The sequence below is a fragment of the Burkholderia sp. Tr-20355 genome (genome assembly GCF_017104685.1).
Taxonomy (GTDB): Bacteria; Pseudomonadota; Gammaproteobacteria; order Burkholderiales; family Burkholderiaceae; genus Burkholderia; species Burkholderia seminalis.
This window is the reverse complement of record NZ_JAAGPK010000183.1, coordinates 1-14797: the sequence shown is the minus strand read 5'-3', so window position 1 is coordinate 14797 and position 14797 is coordinate 1. Positions and strand designations below refer to the sequence as shown.

Genomic DNA, 14797 nt, shown 5'->3' with positions numbered 1-14797 from the left:
CCGGCAACGCGGTCGACGTCGCGCCGGGCGAGGGTCCGGGCGCGAGCGTGCAGCCGAGCCCCGGCCGGAAGTCGGCTTCGCGCTCGGCGAAACCGGCGAAGGTCGCCGTCGCGCGATGATGGTCGGGATCGATCGACGGGCGCACCAGCTTCAGCAGCGGATGCACGCCGGCCATGATGTCCACGTCGATCACGGACGCGGCCGGCCGGCCCGATACGAACACGCCCGAACACAGCGCCTTGGCCGCATAGCCGGTCGCGATCGGCGCGAGCCGGGACAGCATGTAGCCCGTGTAGCCGATCGCGGCAACGAGCGCGAGTGCGACACCGCGCAGCATCAGCTTCTTGAGGGGGATCGTCATGCGCGAGCGTCCTCGGTGGCGTGCCGGCCGGCAACGATCCGGCAGTGTCTCAGGTTTGGGCGATGCGTTGCAATCGCGGCCGCGTGACGTGCGATGACGACCGCATGCGTTCGCGTGGCCGTGTGTCCGGCGGCTCGCCCCGTGTTGCGCGTCGCGCAAGTTGATGTCCGGGCGGCCATCGGCCGATAATCGTCCGGCATTGGCCACCCGGCCCAACTGTCCAACCGAGATCGGAAAACGCCATGACCTACGACAACGACAACCCGTTCGCGAAAATCCTGCGCGGCGAACTGCCTTGCGTGAAAGTCGCCGAAGACGATGCGACGCTCGCGATCATGGACCTGATGCCGCAGGCCGACGGTCACGTGCTCGTGATCCCGAAGGAGCCGGCCGCGCAGATCTTCGAGCTGTCCGGCGACGCGGCCGCGGCCGGCATCCGCATGACGCAGCGCGTCGCGGCGGCGGTGCGCGCGGCGCTCGAGCCGGACGGCGTGTTCATCGGCCAGTTCAACGGCGCGGCGGCCGGCCAGACGGTCCCGCACGTGCATTTCCACGTGATCCCGCGCCGGGAAGGCGTCGAGCTGCGGATGCATGCGCGCGAGATCGCGGACGCCGCGACGCTCGAGGCGCTCGCGCAGCGCATTCGTGCGCATTTCGTGTAACGGATCGATTGCATGCGGCCCGGCAAGGGCCCGGCGGCCGGCCGCCGCCCCGCACCCGACTGTTTCAGCGGTCATGCGAGGTAACACGTGTAACCGCCGGCGAAACTCGGCCGGCCAGGCCCGGCGCTAGACTCCGCGCATTGCATCATCGAGCGACACGAGAGGCGGATCGCCTCGTCGTGCCGGCCGCCGCCCGTCGCGGCGGCGCGGCCTTCGCGAGATGCCGTTCGTCTTTCGCGCCGGGAACCGAGCCATGTCCAGAATTCTCATCACGCTTGCCCTGATCGGCGGCCTGTCAGGCTGCTACGTCGCGCCGCCGTACGGTTACGCGCCCGCGCCGGCCTACTACGGCTATGCGCCCGCGTATTACGCGCCGCCCGTCAGCGTCGGGATCGGCGGCAACTTCCGCATCCGCTGATCGCCTCCGGGCGGGCGTTCCGGCCGCAGGGGCACGGTACGCCGCCTTTCGTCGGGCGATGCGCCCGGAGTCGCACACCGCATGACGGCGGCGCACGGCGCTTCGCGAGCGCGCTTCCTATACTTCACGGGAAAGCGCATCCCCGCGAGGCCGTCATGGCAGTGACCCCCAAGGTCGTCGTCCTGTCGAGCGTATCCACGCTCGTCTATCTCGGGCTCGCCGTACTCGGCATCGGCGGGTTCGCTGCGTTCTTCTCGCATCCGCAGCTGACCGTCGTCGCGATCGCGACGCTCGCGATGGCCGTGGCCGCGCTGTTCACCGAAGGCAACCTGAGCAGCGGCGAGCGTGAAAATCGCGACAACCGCTGGGTGCTCGCCGCATTCGCGGTGAGCGGATTCCTGCTCGCCTACGTGCCCGCGCTGACCGACCGGCTCGAAGTCTGGACCTTCGGCGGCGACACGGTGCGCTGGCTCGGTGTCGTGCTGTACCTCGCGGGCGGTGCGTTGCGTATCTGGCCCGTGTTCGTGCTCGGCAGGCGCTTCAGCGGGCTCGTCGCGATCCAGCCGGGCCATACGCTCGTGACCGACGGCATCTACCGCCATATCCGCAATCCGAGCTATCTCGGCCTGCTCGTCAATTCGGTCGGCTGGTCGCTGGTTTTCCGCTCGGGCATCGGCCTGCTGCTGGTCGGGCTGACGCTGGTGCCGCTCGTCGCGCGGATCCGCTCGGAGGAGGCGCTGCTGCGCGCGCATTTCGGCGCCGAATACGACGCGTATTGCGCGCGGACGCGGCGGTTGCTGCCCGGCGTGTACTGACCCCGTCATCCTTCCCCGTTGCCGTCGTTCGGGCGCCTGCTCACGATGCGTGCCCGATGTGTTGCCACGTGTGTCTCGAACGTGCGACGACGCGCAGGGCCGGGCTCTTTCCGCGCTGGTCGGGACCCTCGCCGGAGCCAATGCCGGCGCGGGTTTGGCGCAATTTCGGGGTGCCCGTCCGACCTTCGTTATTCGTAAACAACTTGTTACTAGAATGTCCACGGCAAGGCGGCGGGACCGGTGCTATTCTTCGCCGCAAGCTCATTGAAATGAATTGGTCCGCGGTTCGGCACAATGCCTCACCCGACGTCGATCGATTCAGATCGTCGTAGCGAGCGGACCTTCGATAACCAGATTGCGAACAAGGAAGAATACGGGAATGTGGAAGAAAATCGCCCCCGCTCTCGTCGTCGCCGCGCTGACCGGCACGACTGCACTGCCGGCGCTGGCCGGTGACATGAACAACGCGCTTGGCGGCGCGCTCGGCGGGGTAGCCGGCGCGGCAGTCGGCGGTGCGCTCGGCGGCAGCACGGGCTCGGTGATCGGCGGCGCCATCGGCGGCGGCGCGGGTGGCGCGGTGACGTCGAACCGTCGCGAGCGCACCGGCGCGATCATCGGCGGCGCACCCGGCGGCGGCGCGGGGACCGCGGCGGGCAACGCGATGGGCGGCCGCACGGGCGGCCTGCTGGGCGCGGCCGTCGGCGGCGGCGCCGGCGCGGCGCTCGGCGGCAACATGTCGCGCAGCTCGTACGAGCGCGACTATGGCGATCGCGGTTATCGCCACCGCAAGCATCGTCACCACCACCGCGACTGGGACTGATCGCCGCGGGCGCGGCACGGTGCGCGACATGCGCACCGGCGCGCCGACGGCGTCGGCACCCGACGCGAGATTCGGCCCGGCGGCCTGCCGGGCCGTCATCGCCGGCCTGACCGGCGTCCCCCTTCCGGTTTCATCAGCCGCTGCCATGCGCCCGATCGACGGGCCGGCCATCCATCTCCCCCGTGTTTCCCCGTTGCTCGACGACCTGACCTGCCGCGCATGAACGCGTCCGGGCAGAATCGGCGTGCGCCATCGCGGATCGTTCTTCCGTCCATTTCAGCCTGACGACCCCGTCGCAGCGATCCGCTGCCGCAAGCCCGTCGTTTCCCCCTCGATTCGCATGACCGGACATGACCTGGCCGCTGCCTGGCCGTCAGGATTTCCCTGATGGCCCGCCCGCCGCGCCATGGCCCTTCACCGCGCATCGCGGGCGCCGGCGGGTAGTGGGAAATCGAATGGATGTCATCGCAACATTTAATTGGTCGATCGCGATCGACTTCGCTATCGTCGGCGGTGCCCGCGTACGGAGTCGAACCGTGCCGCCCGCCGCGCCTCGCCGCATGACCGCGAGCGCCGCGGCCGGCCGCCGGACCCGACAACCCGGGTCGCCGCGTCCGATGAACCGGACGGACCCGACGCGAAGCCTGGCCGACCGAACGAAGGCGCACGCGCTTTCAAGCCACCCCGGCAACGATGTCCCGCCGCCGCATGCGTGCCCCACGCGCGTGCGAACCGCCCGATGCCGTTTGCGCCAGGGGCCGGACCAACCCATTGCCTGGATGCACTATGTCTAAGACAACGTATTACGCGCCGCATGGCGGCCACCCGCCGCAGACGGATCTGCTGACCGATCGCGCGATGTTCACCGAGGCGTACGCGGTGATCCCGAAGGGGGTGATGCGCGACATCGTCACGAGCTGGCTGCCGTTCTGGACGAACACGCGCCTGTGGGTGATCGCCCGCCCGCTGTCGGGTTTCGCCGAAACCTTCTCGCAGTACATCGTCGAAGTGAATCCGGGCGGCGGCAGCGACAAGCCCGAGCAGGACAAGAACGCCGAAGCCGTGCTGTTCGTCGTCGAAGGCGAGGCCGAGCTGACGCTGCAAGGCAAGCAGCATACGCTGAAGCCGGGCGGTTACGCGTTCATTCCGCCGGGCGCGGACTGGACGCTGCACAACGTCAGCGATGCCGCGGTGCGCTTCCACTGGGTGCGCAAGCACTACCAGGCCGTCGACGGCATTCCGCTGCCGGACGCATTCGTGACCAACGAGCAGGACGTCGAGCCGATCCCGATGCCGGGTACCAACGGCGCATGGGTGACGACGCGCTTCGTCGACATGAGCGACATGCGTCACGACATGCACGTGAACATCGTGACGTTCGAGCCGGGCGGCGTGATTCCGTTCGCGGAAACGCACGTGATGGAGCATGGCCTGTACGTGCTGGAAGGCAAGGCCGTCTATCGCCTGAACCAGGACTGGGTCGAGGTCGAAGCGGGCGACTTCATGTGGCTGCGCGCGTTCTGCCCGCAGGCCTGCTACTCGGGTGGCCCCGGCCGCTTCCGCTACCTGCTGTACAAGGACGTGAACCGTCACATGAACCTGTTGCTGAACCCGGCGCGCTAACGCGCCGCCACGCAGGTCGGACACGAAAGCCCGCCGGTGCAAGCCGGCGGGCTTTTCTTCATGGGTTTCCGTGAGTGTCCGGCGCGGCCCCGACCACGCCGACCGTGAAGCCGGTCATGCGACCGCGATGGCGAGTTCCTCCGCATACGCATTCAAGCGGTCACCGACCCGCACCTTCAGGACATCGATGAACCGTTTGATCTTCGCGTCGACGAACTGACGGGACGAATACACCGCATACACGTTGCGCTGGGCGGTGTGGAATTCGGGCAGGACGCGAACGAGCGATCCTTTGCGCAAATCGTCGATCGCCGAGAAGGCGGCGATCAGTCCGATCCCCGCGCCCTCCTGCAGTACCGTGGACATCGCATCCATGTCGTTGATACTGAAGTGCGATCCCGACGGACGATACACGGCCTCGCCGGCCTTGCCTTGCAGATGCCATTCGTCCGGTGCGTAATCGACCGTGCTGAGGCGCACGCACGTGTGATCGGCGAGATCTTCCACGCACTCGGGCGCCGGATGCCGCGCCAGATAATCGGGCGACGCCGCCAGAATGCAGTGGCTTGCGCCGATCTTCTGGCTCACGTACGCCGAGTCCGGCAGCGTGCGGGCAATCACGACCGCCACGTCGAGCTGCTCTTCGAGCAGATTCGGCATCCGCTGCGACAGCATGAGATCGACCGATACCTCCGGGTAGGCGCTCCGATAGGCCAGCACGGCTTGCGCAACAAGTTGGCGGCCCAATCCCGGAACCGCATGCACGCGCAATACACCACGCGGCTCCAGCAGCGCATCGCGGGCTTCCGCTTCCGCCCGTTCGATGTCCGAGAGGATCGCAACGCTGCGCTCGTAAAAACGCCGCCCCGCATCGGTCACCACGAGCCGTCGCGTCGAGCGCTGCAGCAACCGCGTGTTGAGATTGTCCTCAAGTACCGAGACCGCTCGGGAAATGTTGCCGACAGTCGTATCGAGGTGGTTCGCGACAGCCGTGAAACTGCCCATCTCGACCACTTTCGCAAACACCGACATGGTGTGAACCTTGTCCATTACGCACCTGGCTTTGAATTTTTCGTCGAATCGCCGCGTTCCGGCCCGCGCGAGCCTGTGATGATAGGGCCCGTGCCTGTTTCGTGCCGTCAGCGTGAAATCCCGTGTCGTTTTTATGCATCCTTTCAATATGTCTTCGTGCCGACGGGGCGATTTTCTCTCCACAGACAAGATTCATTCTTTCCGGCCCCTCTAAGTTGCCGCCCGCTTCACGCCTAGACTGAGTCCCGAAGTCAGGCAGTCGGAGCACCGACGTTTCGAACCCGGGCCCAGCCCGATGCGGCGGATCATCCCGACACGGCGTGGCGCGGGTTCTCCTGTCCGGCTCGCCGCGAACTTAAATTGAATCGTAATCCTAATCATAGAGGTCAATGCCATGGACATCACGTACGACGCACTTCATCTTTTCATCAACGGCGAATGGATCGACGCGGGCGGACGCGAAACGGCGCCGGTGATCAACCCCGCCACGCAAATCGAGATCGGACGCGTCCCGCTGGCGACGGCAGCCGATCTGGATCGCGCCCTGCAAGTCGCCGCCCAGGCGTTCGACGTCTGGCGCCGCACCGTGCCGGCCGAACGCGCGCGCATTCTCAAGCGCGGCGCGGAACTGATGCGCGAGCGTGCCGAGCACATCGCTACCGTCATGACGCTCGAGGAAGGCAAACCGCTGGCGGAAAGCCGCGACGAAGTCCTGCGTGCGGCCGACTACTTCGAATGGTTCGCCGAAGAGGCGCGCCGCATCGACGGCCGCGTCGTGCCGTCCAACCGCCCGGGTGTGCAACAGCTCGTGAAGAAACAGGCGATCGGGCCGGTCGCCGCATTCACGCCGTGGAACTTTCCGGCGATCACCCCGGCGCGCAAGCTCTCGGCCGCACTCGCCGCCGGATGCAGCGTCATCATCAAACCCGGCGAGGAGAGCCCCGCCACGGCGCTCGCGCTGGCGCGCGCACTGGATGACGCCGGTTTGCCGAAGGGCGTGCTTCAAGTCGTATTCGGCGTGCCCGACCAGGTGTCGAAGCACCTGATCGCGTCCCCGGTCATCCGGAAGGTGACGTTCACGGGCTCGGTGCCGATCGGCCGTCTGCTGTCGGCGCGCGCGGCCGAAGGCGTCAAGCCCATCACGCTGGAACTGGGCGGCCACGGGCCCGTCCTCGTATTCAACGATGCGGATGTGGAGAAGGCCGCGGTCGAAGGCGCGGCGAATCGCTTTCGCGGCACGGGCCAGATCTGCATCTCGTCGACGCGCTTCCTGATCCAGCGCGACGTCTACGACGCGTTTGCCGGTCACTTCGTGCGTGCGGCCAACGCGCTCAAGGTCGGGAACGGCATGGAGGCCGGCACGCAGGTCGGGCCGCTGGCGAATCCGCGCCAGCTTGCCAAGATGGAGGAACTCGTCGCCGACGCGGTGGAACGTGGCGCAACGGTTCTCGCCGGCGGAAAGCGTATCGAGGGCGAAGGGTACTTCTTCGAGCCCACGGTCCTCGCCGACGTGCCGAAAGACGCGCGCGTGATGCACGAAGAACCGTTCGGCCCGATCGCGGTGCTGATGCGCTTCGATGGCCTCGCCGACGGGCTCGCCGAAGCGAACCGGTTGCCGTACGGGCTCTCCGCCTATGCGTTCACGAGCAGTGCGCGCATGGCCATCGATGTCGCGGACGGTCTCGAGGCCGGCATGATCGGCATCAACCAGTACCGCATCGTTTCGACCGAACTGCCGTTTGGCGGCATGAAGGAAAGCGGCCACGGCTCGGAAGGCGGTGCCGAGGGCATCGAGTACTACCTCACGCACAAGTTCGTCAGCCAGGCTTGAAGGGGAATCGCCATGTCTCACGCAGATTTCGGCAGCCCGCGGGAAGCCGCCCGCGCCTTTACGCCGACGCTCTCGGCATTCGTCGACGACACGCTCTATCCGCGGATCTGGAGCGATCCGGCGCTCTCGCCGCGCGACCGCAGCCTCGTGACCGTCGCCGCGCTGATCGCGGGGGGCCACCTCGACGAGTTGCCGGCGCACCTGCGCCGCGCGTTGACGAACGGCGTAACGCGCGAAGAACTCGCCGCGGCGATCACTCACCTCGCGTTCTATGCGGGGTTCCCCGCGGCGATCTCGGCATCCGCCGCGGCGCAGGCGACGCTTGGCGCACCAACCCGGTCCGACGATTTCGCCGGCCATTCATCCACGACGCAGGAAGGTTCGAAATGAAAGCCATCACATTCAACGAATTCGGCGAGGCCGAGGTTCTCCAGCTCGCCGAGGTCCAGGCACCCGAGGTTCGTCCCGACGATCTGCTGGTACGCGTCCATGCCGCGGGCGTGAATCGCGCGGATCTGACGCATCGGCGAGGCGGATACGGCCGGCCGAACTTCGGCGACTCGACGATCATGGGGCTCGAAATCGCCGGCGAGGTGATCGAGACCGGACCTGCCGTGCAGGGTTACAAGGTCGGCGATCGTGTCATGGGCGTCGTGGGCGGCGGGGCCTATGCGGAACTGGCGCGCATCGACTGGAGAATGGCGATGCCCATTCCGGCGACGATCGACTACGTGCATGCGGCTGCCATACCGGAAGTCTTCGTCACCGCGCACGAAGCGTTGTTGCATCTTGGCCGCTTGCAGCGCGGCGACTCGGTGCTCATTCATGCCGCGGCGGGCGGGGTCGGTTCCGCGGCGGTCCAGTTGGCCTATGCAACCGGTGCGACGATATTCGCGACTGCCGAAGCTTCGAAGCTGGAACGGATCGTTCAACTGGGTGTGGACCATGCGATCGACTACAAGACGCAGGATTTTTCGGAAGTCGTTGCCAGCAGGACGGACAAACGCGGTGTCGATGTCGTGATCGATTTCGTGGGCGCGCCGTATTTTTCCCGGAATGTCGCGTCATTGGCAAACGGCGGCCGGCTGGTGCAGGTCGGCATACTCGGCGGCGGCGGTGACGTGAGCGTGGGTCTCGAACAGATCCTGTACCGTCATCTGCAAATCATCGGCACGGTGATGAAGTCGCGCGACCCGCGCGAGAAACACGCGATGGTGCGGCGGTTTCGCGAACATTGGCTGGACCGCTTCGCGGGCGGGGCAGGCCTGGAGCCGGTCGTCGACAGCGTGTTTCCGCTCGCCGATGCCGCGGCCGCTCATCGACGGATGGAGTCGGCCGTGAACGTGGGCAAGATCATCCTGACGATGAACGAAAACAGCTGACGTGACGCTTGTTCACGTCGCATGCCGGCGCATGAAGCTGTCCGGCAGTTGCGTGGAGCGAAGCGGCCCCTCGGCGCAACCAGCGCGAGCGACCGCTTCCGGCCGGATACCGGTTGTCCTCGCCGCTTTCCCTTGGAAATCCGGTATGGACCCGCTCTTCACGGTCGGGGCGTATTGCTACAGGCCGAGCGCGATTGCCGCGAGTTGCGCAACCTGCAGCCGCGTATCGGGCGGCAGGCCGTCTTCCATCAACCATACGGCCGACAGGCCCGACCACGCGAGAATCCATTGCAGCAGCCGCTGCCGGTCGAGTTGCGCGGCGTCGGTCACGAGCGCGACGCGCCGCTCGAAACGCGCGGGATCGACCGCGATGTCGTGCGCGGGATTGCAGAACAGGTTCGCGTAGTCGAACGTGCGCTCGCCGCGCAGCCCCTTCGGGTCGATCGCGAGCCAGCCGCGATCGCCGAAATGCAGGAGGTTGCCGTGATGGATGTCGCCGTGCAGGACGACTTCGTCGACGGTCGGGGCGGTTTCGGTCAGCAGCTGGCGTGCGACCGCGGCCGAGCGGCGCAGCACGTCGTCGCCCGCGTCACGCGACAGCCATGCATGGAACCACTCGTGCAGCGGCACGACCGGCGGCAACCGCGGCGCACGATGCGCGTGCAGCCGCGCGACGACGTTGCAGGCGATGCGTATCGTGTCGTCGTCGTGGCCCGCTGCCGACAACGCGGTGAGCGTCGGCGCCGGCCGCGCGCGTTCGAGCAGGATCGCGTCGCCGTCGTGCAGCCACACGCGGGCGGCGCCTTGCCCGTGCCACCAGGCCATCAGTGCATTGCCGCGCCGCTCCTCGTCGCAGGTGGCGACCTTCAGCATCGCGGGCCGGCCCTGCCAGACCACGGGCAGCAGGCCGCCGCTCGCGGTCAGGATCGCGCCGCCGTCGGGAACGAGGCCCCACAGGCCAAGGTATCGATCGAACATCACACGATGGTACAAGCGAACCGGAGCGTGTGCCGCGTGCGCGCTGCGGCGACGATACGCCGCAGGCCCGCACATGCCGCGCGGAAGGCTTCCGGCGCGCTTTCCTGAATAAAATTTAGCCTGCCAAACTTTGGCTAAAGAATGTTCCGGTTTCGGGTGATCCCTTCGACAATGCGCGCCTTCCGTGAACGGTCGGCGCTCCTCTCGCGCCGGCCGTCGCGGGCACTGAAGAAGGAGCCCGACATGACCGACCACACCGCCAACCCGCCACCGCCACCCGCCCCGCCGCCGAGCCGCGGACGCGTGTGGCGCACGCTCGCGGGCGTGCTGCTGGGCCTGACGCTTGCGTGCGCGGGCATCGGCGTTTGGACGATCAATCGCATCTGGACGCAACTGCCGTCCGTCGAGCATCTGGCCGTCTATCGTCCCGCGCTGCCGCTGCGGATTTTCTCGCGTGACGGCGACCTGCTGGCCGAATACGGCGTCGAGCGGCGCGAGTTCGTGCCGCTCGAACGCATCCCGCCGCTGATGCGGCACGCGCTGCTCGCGGCCGAGGACGCGAAGTTCTACGCGCACGGCCCGGTCGATATCGGCGGCCTCGCGCGCGCGACGTTCGCGAACGTCGTGACGGGGCAGCCCGGGCAGGGCGGCAGCACGATCACGATGCAGGTCGCGCGCAACTTCTATCTGACGCGCGACAAGGTGCTGAGCCGCAAGCTCGCCGAGATCCTGATGGCCGCCAAGCTCGAGCGCGAGTACAGCAAGGACAAGCTGCTCGAGCTGTACATGAACGAGATCTACCTGGGCGAGCGCGCGTACGGTTTCGCGGCCGCCGCGAACGTGTATTTCGGCAAGCCGCTCGACGCGCTGAGCGCGGGCGAAGCGGCCGTGCTCGCGGGGCTGCCGAAGGCGCCCTCCGCGTTCAACCCGGTCGTCAACCCGGCGCGCGCGACCGCGCGGCGCGACTACGTGCTCGGCCGCATGCATGCGCTCGGCCAGCTCGACGACGCGACGTATCGCGCGGCCGTCGATGCGCCGATCGCGCTGGCGACCACGCCGCCGCCGGGGATCGTCGCGGCGCCGTACGTCGCCGAGCGCGCACGCCGGATGATGGTCGAGCGGTTTCACGACGACGCTTACACGCTCGGCCTCGACGTGACGACGACGATCTCGATGCGCGACCAGCGCGCGGCCGAAGCGGCGCTCGAGCGCACGCTGAACCGGCAGCCGCGCGCGAAGCGCGATGCGCGCAACGGGCTCGAGGGCGCGCTCGTGTCGCTCGATGCGGCAACCGGCGACATGCTGGCACTGGTCGGCGGCGCGAATTTCAACCGCAACGTGTTCGACCATGCACTGCAGGCGTATCGCCAGCCGGGCTCGAGCTTCAAGCCGTTCGTTTATTCGGCGGCGCTGGAGAAGGGCTACTTCCCGGGCGTGCTGGTCGACGACACGCAGCGCACGCTCACGCGCGCGGAAACCGGCGCGCAGCCGTGGCGGCCGCGCAATTTCGGCAACCGCTACGAGGGCTTCATCCCGGTGCGGCGGGGGCTCGTGCGCTCGAAGAACCTGGTCGCGGTCAGCCTGATGCAGGCCACCGACGCGCGTTACGTGCAGCAGCACGCGGTGCGTTTCGGCTTCGACGCGCAGCGCAATCCGGCGTCGCTGCCGCTCGCGCTCGGCGCGGGCGCCGTGACGCCGCTCGAACTCGCGAGCGCCTACAGCGTGTTCGCGAACGGCGGCATGCGGATGGAGCCGCGCCTGATCCTGTCGGTGAAACAGCGTCACGGCGGCGCGATGTACGAGGCGACCGCGCCGTCGGGCGAGCGCGTTGTCTCGGCGCGCAACGCATTCGTGATGGACAGCATGCTGCGCGACGTCGTGCGCGCCGGCACCGCGCGCGGCGCGTTCGCGCTGCGCCGCGACGACGCGGCCGGCAAGACGGGCACGTCGAACGGGTCGAAGGACGTATGGTTCGCCGGCTACTCGTCGGGCATCGTCGCGGTCGCGTGGCTCGGCTACGACACGCCGCGCCCGATGGGGCGCGCGACCGGCGCGACGCTCGCGCTGCCGGTCTGGCTCGACTACATGAAGACGGCCGTCGACGGGCGCACGTCGGTCGACGCGACGCCGCCGCAGGACGTCGCGCTCGTCGATGGCGACTTCGTCTACGCCGAATACGCGCACGGCGCCTGCACGGCCGACGTGCCGGCGTATATTCGCAGCCGCTTCGCGTGCGGCGGCGCGCCGGCAACCGACAAGCCCGACGCGCCGGGCTACAGCGGCAAGCCCGACGAGCCGATGCCCGCGGCTGTCGATGCGGCCGAGCGCGAACGTGTGCTCGACCTGTTCCGGACCGACGACTGACGCGCGCCATGCATACGCTTTATCTGATTGCGATCGTCGCGGAAGCGATGTCGGGGGCGCTGATGGGCATGCGCCGCGGGATGGACCGTTTCGGGCTCGCGCTCGTCGGCGCGGTGACGGCGCTCGGCGGCGGCACCGTGCGCGACGTGCTGCTCGGCCACTATCCGCTCGGCTGGATCGCGCATCCGGAGTATCTGGTGATCACGCTGGTCGCGGCGACCGTCGCGTCGTGGGCCGCACGGCATGTCGCGCGGATGAAGACGCTGTTCGTCACCGTCGATGCGATCGGCCTCGCGGCGTTCACGATCATCGGCTGCGACGTCGGCGCGTCGACCGGCATCGCGCCGATCATCGTCGTGCTGGCCGGCGCGATCACGGGCGTGTGCGGCGGGATGCTGCGCGACCTGCTGTGCAACGAGATGCCGCTGATCCTGCGCGAGGAGCTCTATGCAAGCGTCGCGTTCGTCACCGGTGCGCTGTACGTCGGCATGCCGCATCTCGGCATCGACGCGGATGTCGCGACGATCGTCGCGCTCGCGGCCGGGTTCTCGATGCGGATGCTCGCCGTGCGGCTCGGCTGGAAGATGCGGACGTTCGGCGCGGCGGACCTGGAGCACTGAGCGCTCGCGGCCGCGCCGGCCGGGACGGCGTTCAGTCGGGCTGCATCATCTGAAAGACGTTTCCTTCCGGATCGATGCCGTCGACCATCCGGTACGGGAAGCCGTCGTAGCGCTTGAGATCGCGCACGGCCACGCCGTCGCGGGCGAGCCGGTCGCGATGCGCGTCGATATCGGCATCGATCCGGAAGACGAGCTTGACGTGACGGGTGCCGGCGTTCGCGTGCGCGGGCACGGCCGCGTGGCGGAACGCCGGGCCGGCCCGATGCAGCGCGAGTTCGACCGCACCGGCGTCGAGCACGACCCATTCGCCGTCGATCTCCTCGATGACGGGCAACGCGAAATACCGCTGGTAGAACGCTTTCAGCAACGCGACGTCGTGGACGTACAGGATGATGCGAGTCATCGGAACGGGCATGGGGCGCCTCGAAGGAAAGGGGCAAACGATCTCGAATGAAAGCGGCGGACGATCGCGGGCATCGAGCCGTGCGGCGCTGGGCGCTACGCGGGCACCATCACCGGCGGCGCACCGTCGCCGGTGTCCACCATCTTTACCGCGAATCCATAGCATTGCGCGATATGCGCGGGCGTCATCACGTCGCGCGGTGCGCCGTGCGCGACGATCGTGCCGTCGGCGAGCATCGCGATCGTATCCGCGTGCCGCGCGGCGAGGTTCGGATCGTGAACGATCGCGAGCACGCCGAGCTGCCATTCGCGTGCAACCGCGCGCACGGTGTCGAGCAGGCGATGCTGGTGCGCGAGATCGAGCGCGGCGGTCGGCTCGTCGAGCAGCAGGTAGCGCGGGCCGCGTTCCGCTGCGTCGTCGTGCGGCCACAGCTGCGCGAGTACGCGGGCGAACTGCACGCGTGCGAGCTCGCCGCCCGACAGCGTCGTCACGTCGCGGCCGACGAGCGCATCGGCGCCCGCGCGTTCGAGCGCATGCCACGCGATGTCGCGATCGCGGCGGGACGTCGCGCCGCTGCGTCGCGCATGCGGATAGCGGCCGAGCAGCACGATTTCGTCGACGCTGAACGGGAACGCCGGCTGCGCGGCCTGCGGCAGCACCGCGCGCAGGCACGCGAGCCGCGGCGCGTCGATGCATTGGAGCGGCTCGCCGTTCAGCGTGACGTCGCCCGTCACGCGCACGCCGTTCGGCGCGACGCTGCCGGTCAGTTCGCCGGCGAAGGTTTTCAGCAGCGTGCTCTTGCCCGCGCCGTTGCGGCCGAGCAGCGCGGTCACGCGGCCGGGTTCGATCGACAGCGACAGGTCGCGCAGGATCGCGTGGTGCCGGCGGGCGACGTCGAGGTGGTGGGCGGTCAGCATGGTCGTCGTGAGGAAGGGATTACCCGCCGAGCGCGCCGCGGCTCTTCCACAGCAGCGCGAGGAAGAACGGCGCGCCGAGCAGCGCGGTCAGCACGCCGAGCGGAATGTCGGCCGGCGCGGCGACGGTGCGCGCGGCGAGATCGGCGGCGAGCGTCAGCAACGCGCCGAGCAGGGCGGCGCCGGGCAGCACGATGCGCTGGTCGGGGCCGCACGCGAGCCGCACGCAATGCGGCGCGACGAGCCCGATGAAGCCGATGATGCCCGCGCACGGGACGGGCGCGCCGACCGCGAGCGCGACCGCGACGAGCACACGCCGCTTCAGCCGCTGCACGGGCACGCCGAGATGCAATGCCTCGGTTTCGCCGAGCTGCAGTGCGTTCAGCGCGTCGCGTTCGCGCGCGAGCAGCACGCAGCCGATCGCGACGCATGGCGCGACGGCCGCCAGCGCGGGCCATTGCGCGCCGCCGAGGCTGCCGAGGCTCCAGAAGGTCAGCGAGCGCAACTGCGCGTCGTCGGCGACGAACGTGAGCAGGCCGATCGCCGCGCCGGCCAGCGCGTTGGTCGCGATGCA

The 14797-nt window shown here is 68.4% G+C and carries 16 protein-coding genes and 1 pseudogene; 11 read left to right on the top strand and 6 right to left on the bottom strand.

Annotation, left to right across the window (positions count from 1 at the left end; genetic code table 11):
* A pseudogene (locus tag G3N62_RS29890) lies at positions 1-361 on the bottom strand (serine hydrolase); the annotation flags it as partial.
* Positions 362-603: 242 nt separating this feature from the next.
* Here G3N62_RS29890 and G3N62_RS29885 point away from each other — a divergent pair.
* The 6 genes from G3N62_RS29885 to G3N62_RS29860 all read left to right on the top strand — a co-directional run bounded on the left by G3N62_RS29885 (position 604) and on the right by G3N62_RS29860 (position 4699).
* Entirely contained in the window at positions 604-1023 is a 420-nt protein-coding gene (locus tag G3N62_RS29885) for an HIT domain-containing protein (RefSeq protein ID WP_034187724.1), read from the top strand.
* 253 nt (positions 1024-1276) lie between these two features.
* On the top strand, positions 1277-1441 hold the full coding sequence (locus G3N62_RS29880; RefSeq protein WP_167361907.1) for a hypothetical protein: 165 nt from the start codon (positions 1277-1279) through the stop codon (positions 1439-1441).
* A 155-nt stretch (positions 1442-1596) separates the two neighbouring features.
* Complete coding sequence (locus G3N62_RS29875; protein WP_124670379.1) at positions 1597-2256, top strand: isoprenylcysteine carboxylmethyltransferase family protein; 660 nt, start codon at positions 1597-1599, stop codon at positions 2254-2256.
* Positions 2257-2635: 379 nt separating this feature from the next.
* Complete coding sequence (locus tag G3N62_RS29870; RefSeq protein ID WP_206141384.1) at positions 2636-3076, top strand: hypothetical protein; 441 nt, start codon at positions 2636-2638, stop codon at positions 3074-3076.
* On the top strand, positions 3018-3299 hold the full coding sequence (locus G3N62_RS29865) for a hypothetical protein (protein WP_124670378.1): 282 nt from the start codon (positions 3018-3020) through the stop codon (positions 3297-3299). The genes G3N62_RS29870 and G3N62_RS29865 overlap by 59 nt, the downstream gene beginning before the upstream one ends.
* A gap of 563 nt (positions 3300-3862) precedes the next feature.
* Complete coding sequence (locus tag G3N62_RS29860) at positions 3863-4699, top strand: bifunctional allantoicase/(S)-ureidoglycine aminohydrolase (protein ID WP_034187727.1); 837 nt, start codon at positions 3863-3865, stop codon at positions 4697-4699.
* A 114-nt stretch (positions 4700-4813) separates the two neighbouring features.
* Here the strand turns inward: G3N62_RS29860 and G3N62_RS29855 are convergent, their stop codons facing one another.
* A complete protein-coding gene (locus G3N62_RS29855; protein WP_034187728.1) occupies positions 4814-5749 on the bottom strand; it encodes a LysR family transcriptional regulator in 936 nt (311 codons plus the stop codon).
* Between the two features lie 376 nt (positions 5750-6125).
* Between G3N62_RS29855 and G3N62_RS29850 the strand changes: the two genes are divergently transcribed.
* Genes G3N62_RS29850 through G3N62_RS29840 form a run of 3 tightly spaced genes read left to right on the top strand, consistent with a single transcriptional unit; the run spans position 6126 to position 8944 of the window.
* Positions 6126-7562 carry an NAD-dependent succinate-semialdehyde dehydrogenase gene (locus G3N62_RS29850; protein ID WP_124670377.1) on the top strand — a complete coding sequence of 479 codons (1437 nt, stop codon included), beginning with the start codon at positions 6126-6128 and terminating at the stop codon, positions 7560-7562.
* A 12-nt stretch (positions 7563-7574) separates the two neighbouring features.
* On the top strand, positions 7575-7952 hold the full coding sequence (locus G3N62_RS29845) for a carboxymuconolactone decarboxylase family protein (RefSeq protein ID WP_034187730.1): 378 nt from the start codon (positions 7575-7577) through the stop codon (positions 7950-7952).
* Positions 7949-8944 (top strand): NAD(P)H-quinone oxidoreductase, encoded by a 996-nt coding sequence (locus G3N62_RS29840; protein WP_034187731.1) that lies wholly within the window; start codon positions 7949-7951, stop codon positions 8942-8944. Before G3N62_RS29845 ends, G3N62_RS29840 begins: the two co-directional genes overlap by 4 nt.
* Positions 8945-9121: 177 nt before the next feature.
* Here the strand turns inward: G3N62_RS29840 and G3N62_RS29835 are convergent, their stop codons facing one another.
* The gene (locus G3N62_RS29835; RefSeq protein WP_124670376.1) at positions 9122-9922 is read right to left on the bottom strand and encodes an aminoglycoside phosphotransferase family protein; all 801 of its coding nucleotides are present in this window, start codon (positions 9920-9922) and stop codon (positions 9122-9124) included.
* Between the two features lie 243 nt (positions 9923-10165).
* Between G3N62_RS29835 and G3N62_RS29830 the strand changes: the two genes are divergently transcribed.
* Together G3N62_RS29830 and G3N62_RS29825 are read left to right on the top strand one after the other, a co-directional pair.
* On the top strand, positions 10166-12286 hold the full coding sequence (locus G3N62_RS29830) for a PBP1A family penicillin-binding protein (RefSeq protein ID WP_124670375.1): 2121 nt from the start codon (positions 10166-10168) through the stop codon (positions 12284-12286).
* Between the two features lie 8 nt (positions 12287-12294).
* On the top strand, positions 12295-12906 hold the full coding sequence (locus G3N62_RS29825; RefSeq protein ID WP_049030738.1) for a trimeric intracellular cation channel family protein: 612 nt from the start codon (positions 12295-12297) through the stop codon (positions 12904-12906).
* 31 nt (positions 12907-12937) lie between these two features.
* Here G3N62_RS29825 and G3N62_RS29820 read toward each other — a convergent pair whose 3' ends face one another.
* The 3 genes from G3N62_RS29820 to G3N62_RS29810 form a co-directional block, all read right to left on the bottom strand.
* Positions 12938-13321: a VOC family protein gene (locus tag G3N62_RS29820; RefSeq protein ID WP_049030740.1), complete on the bottom strand. Its 384-nt coding sequence runs from the start codon at positions 13319-13321 to the stop codon at positions 12938-12940.
* Positions 13322-13404: 83 nt separating this feature from the next.
* Positions 13405-14226 (bottom strand): heme ABC transporter ATP-binding protein, encoded by an 822-nt coding sequence (locus G3N62_RS29815; protein ID WP_124670374.1) that lies wholly within the window; start codon positions 14224-14226, stop codon positions 13405-13407.
* A 19-nt stretch (positions 14227-14245) separates the two neighbouring features.
* The coding region (locus G3N62_RS29810) for an iron ABC transporter permease (RefSeq protein WP_206141383.1) at positions 14246-14797 on the bottom strand (552 nt) is incomplete at its 5' end.

What these genes read in the sequence shown, in the direction of transcription:
- G3N62_RS29860 (WP_034187727.1), top strand. Translation starts at nt 3,863, where the DNA reads ATGTCTAAGACAACGTATTACGCGCCGCATGGCGGCCACCCGCCGCAG.
- G3N62_RS29855 (WP_034187728.1), bottom strand. Translation starts at nt 5,749, where the DNA reads ATGGACAAGGTTCACACCATGTCGGTGTTTGCGAAAGTGGTCGAGATG.
- G3N62_RS29835 (WP_124670376.1), bottom strand. Translation starts at nt 9,922, where the DNA reads ATGTTCGATCGATACCTTGGCCTGTGGGGCCTCGTTCCCGACGGCGGC.
- G3N62_RS29845 (WP_034187730.1), top strand. Translation starts at nt 7,575, where the DNA reads ATGTCTCACGCAGATTTCGGCAGCCCGCGGGAAGCCGCCCGCGCCTTT.
- G3N62_RS29830 (WP_124670375.1), top strand. Translation starts at nt 10,166, where the DNA reads ATGACCGACCACACCGCCAACCCGCCACCGCCACCCGCCCCGCCGCCG.
- G3N62_RS29875 (WP_124670379.1), top strand. Translation starts at nt 1,597, where the DNA reads ATGGCAGTGACCCCCAAGGTCGTCGTCCTGTCGAGCGTATCCACGCTC.
- G3N62_RS29885 (WP_034187724.1), top strand. Translation starts at nt 604, where the DNA reads ATGACCTACGACAACGACAACCCGTTCGCGAAAATCCTGCGCGGCGAA.
- G3N62_RS29850 (WP_124670377.1), top strand. Translation starts at nt 6,126, where the DNA reads ATGGACATCACGTACGACGCACTTCATCTTTTCATCAACGGCGAATGG.
- G3N62_RS29820 (WP_049030740.1), bottom strand. Translation starts at nt 13,321, where the DNA reads ATGCCCGTTCCGATGACTCGCATCATCCTGTACGTCCACGACGTCGCG.
- G3N62_RS29840 (WP_034187731.1), top strand. Translation starts at nt 7,949, where the DNA reads ATGAAAGCCATCACATTCAACGAATTCGGCGAGGCCGAGGTTCTCCAG.
- G3N62_RS29865 (WP_124670378.1), top strand. Translation starts at nt 3,018, where the DNA reads ATGGCGATCGCGGTTATCGCCACCGCAAGCATCGTCACCACCACCGCG.
- G3N62_RS29880 (WP_167361907.1), top strand. Translation starts at nt 1,277, where the DNA reads ATGTCCAGAATTCTCATCACGCTTGCCCTGATCGGCGGCCTGTCAGGC.
- G3N62_RS29815 (WP_124670374.1), bottom strand. Translation starts at nt 14,226, where the DNA reads ATGCTGACCGCCCACCACCTCGACGTCGCCCGCCGGCACCACGCGATC.
- G3N62_RS29870 (WP_206141384.1), top strand. Translation starts at nt 2,636, where the DNA reads ATGTGGAAGAAAATCGCCCCCGCTCTCGTCGTCGCCGCGCTGACCGGC.
- G3N62_RS29825 (WP_049030738.1), top strand. Translation starts at nt 12,295, where the DNA reads ATGCATACGCTTTATCTGATTGCGATCGTCGCGGAAGCGATGTCGGGG.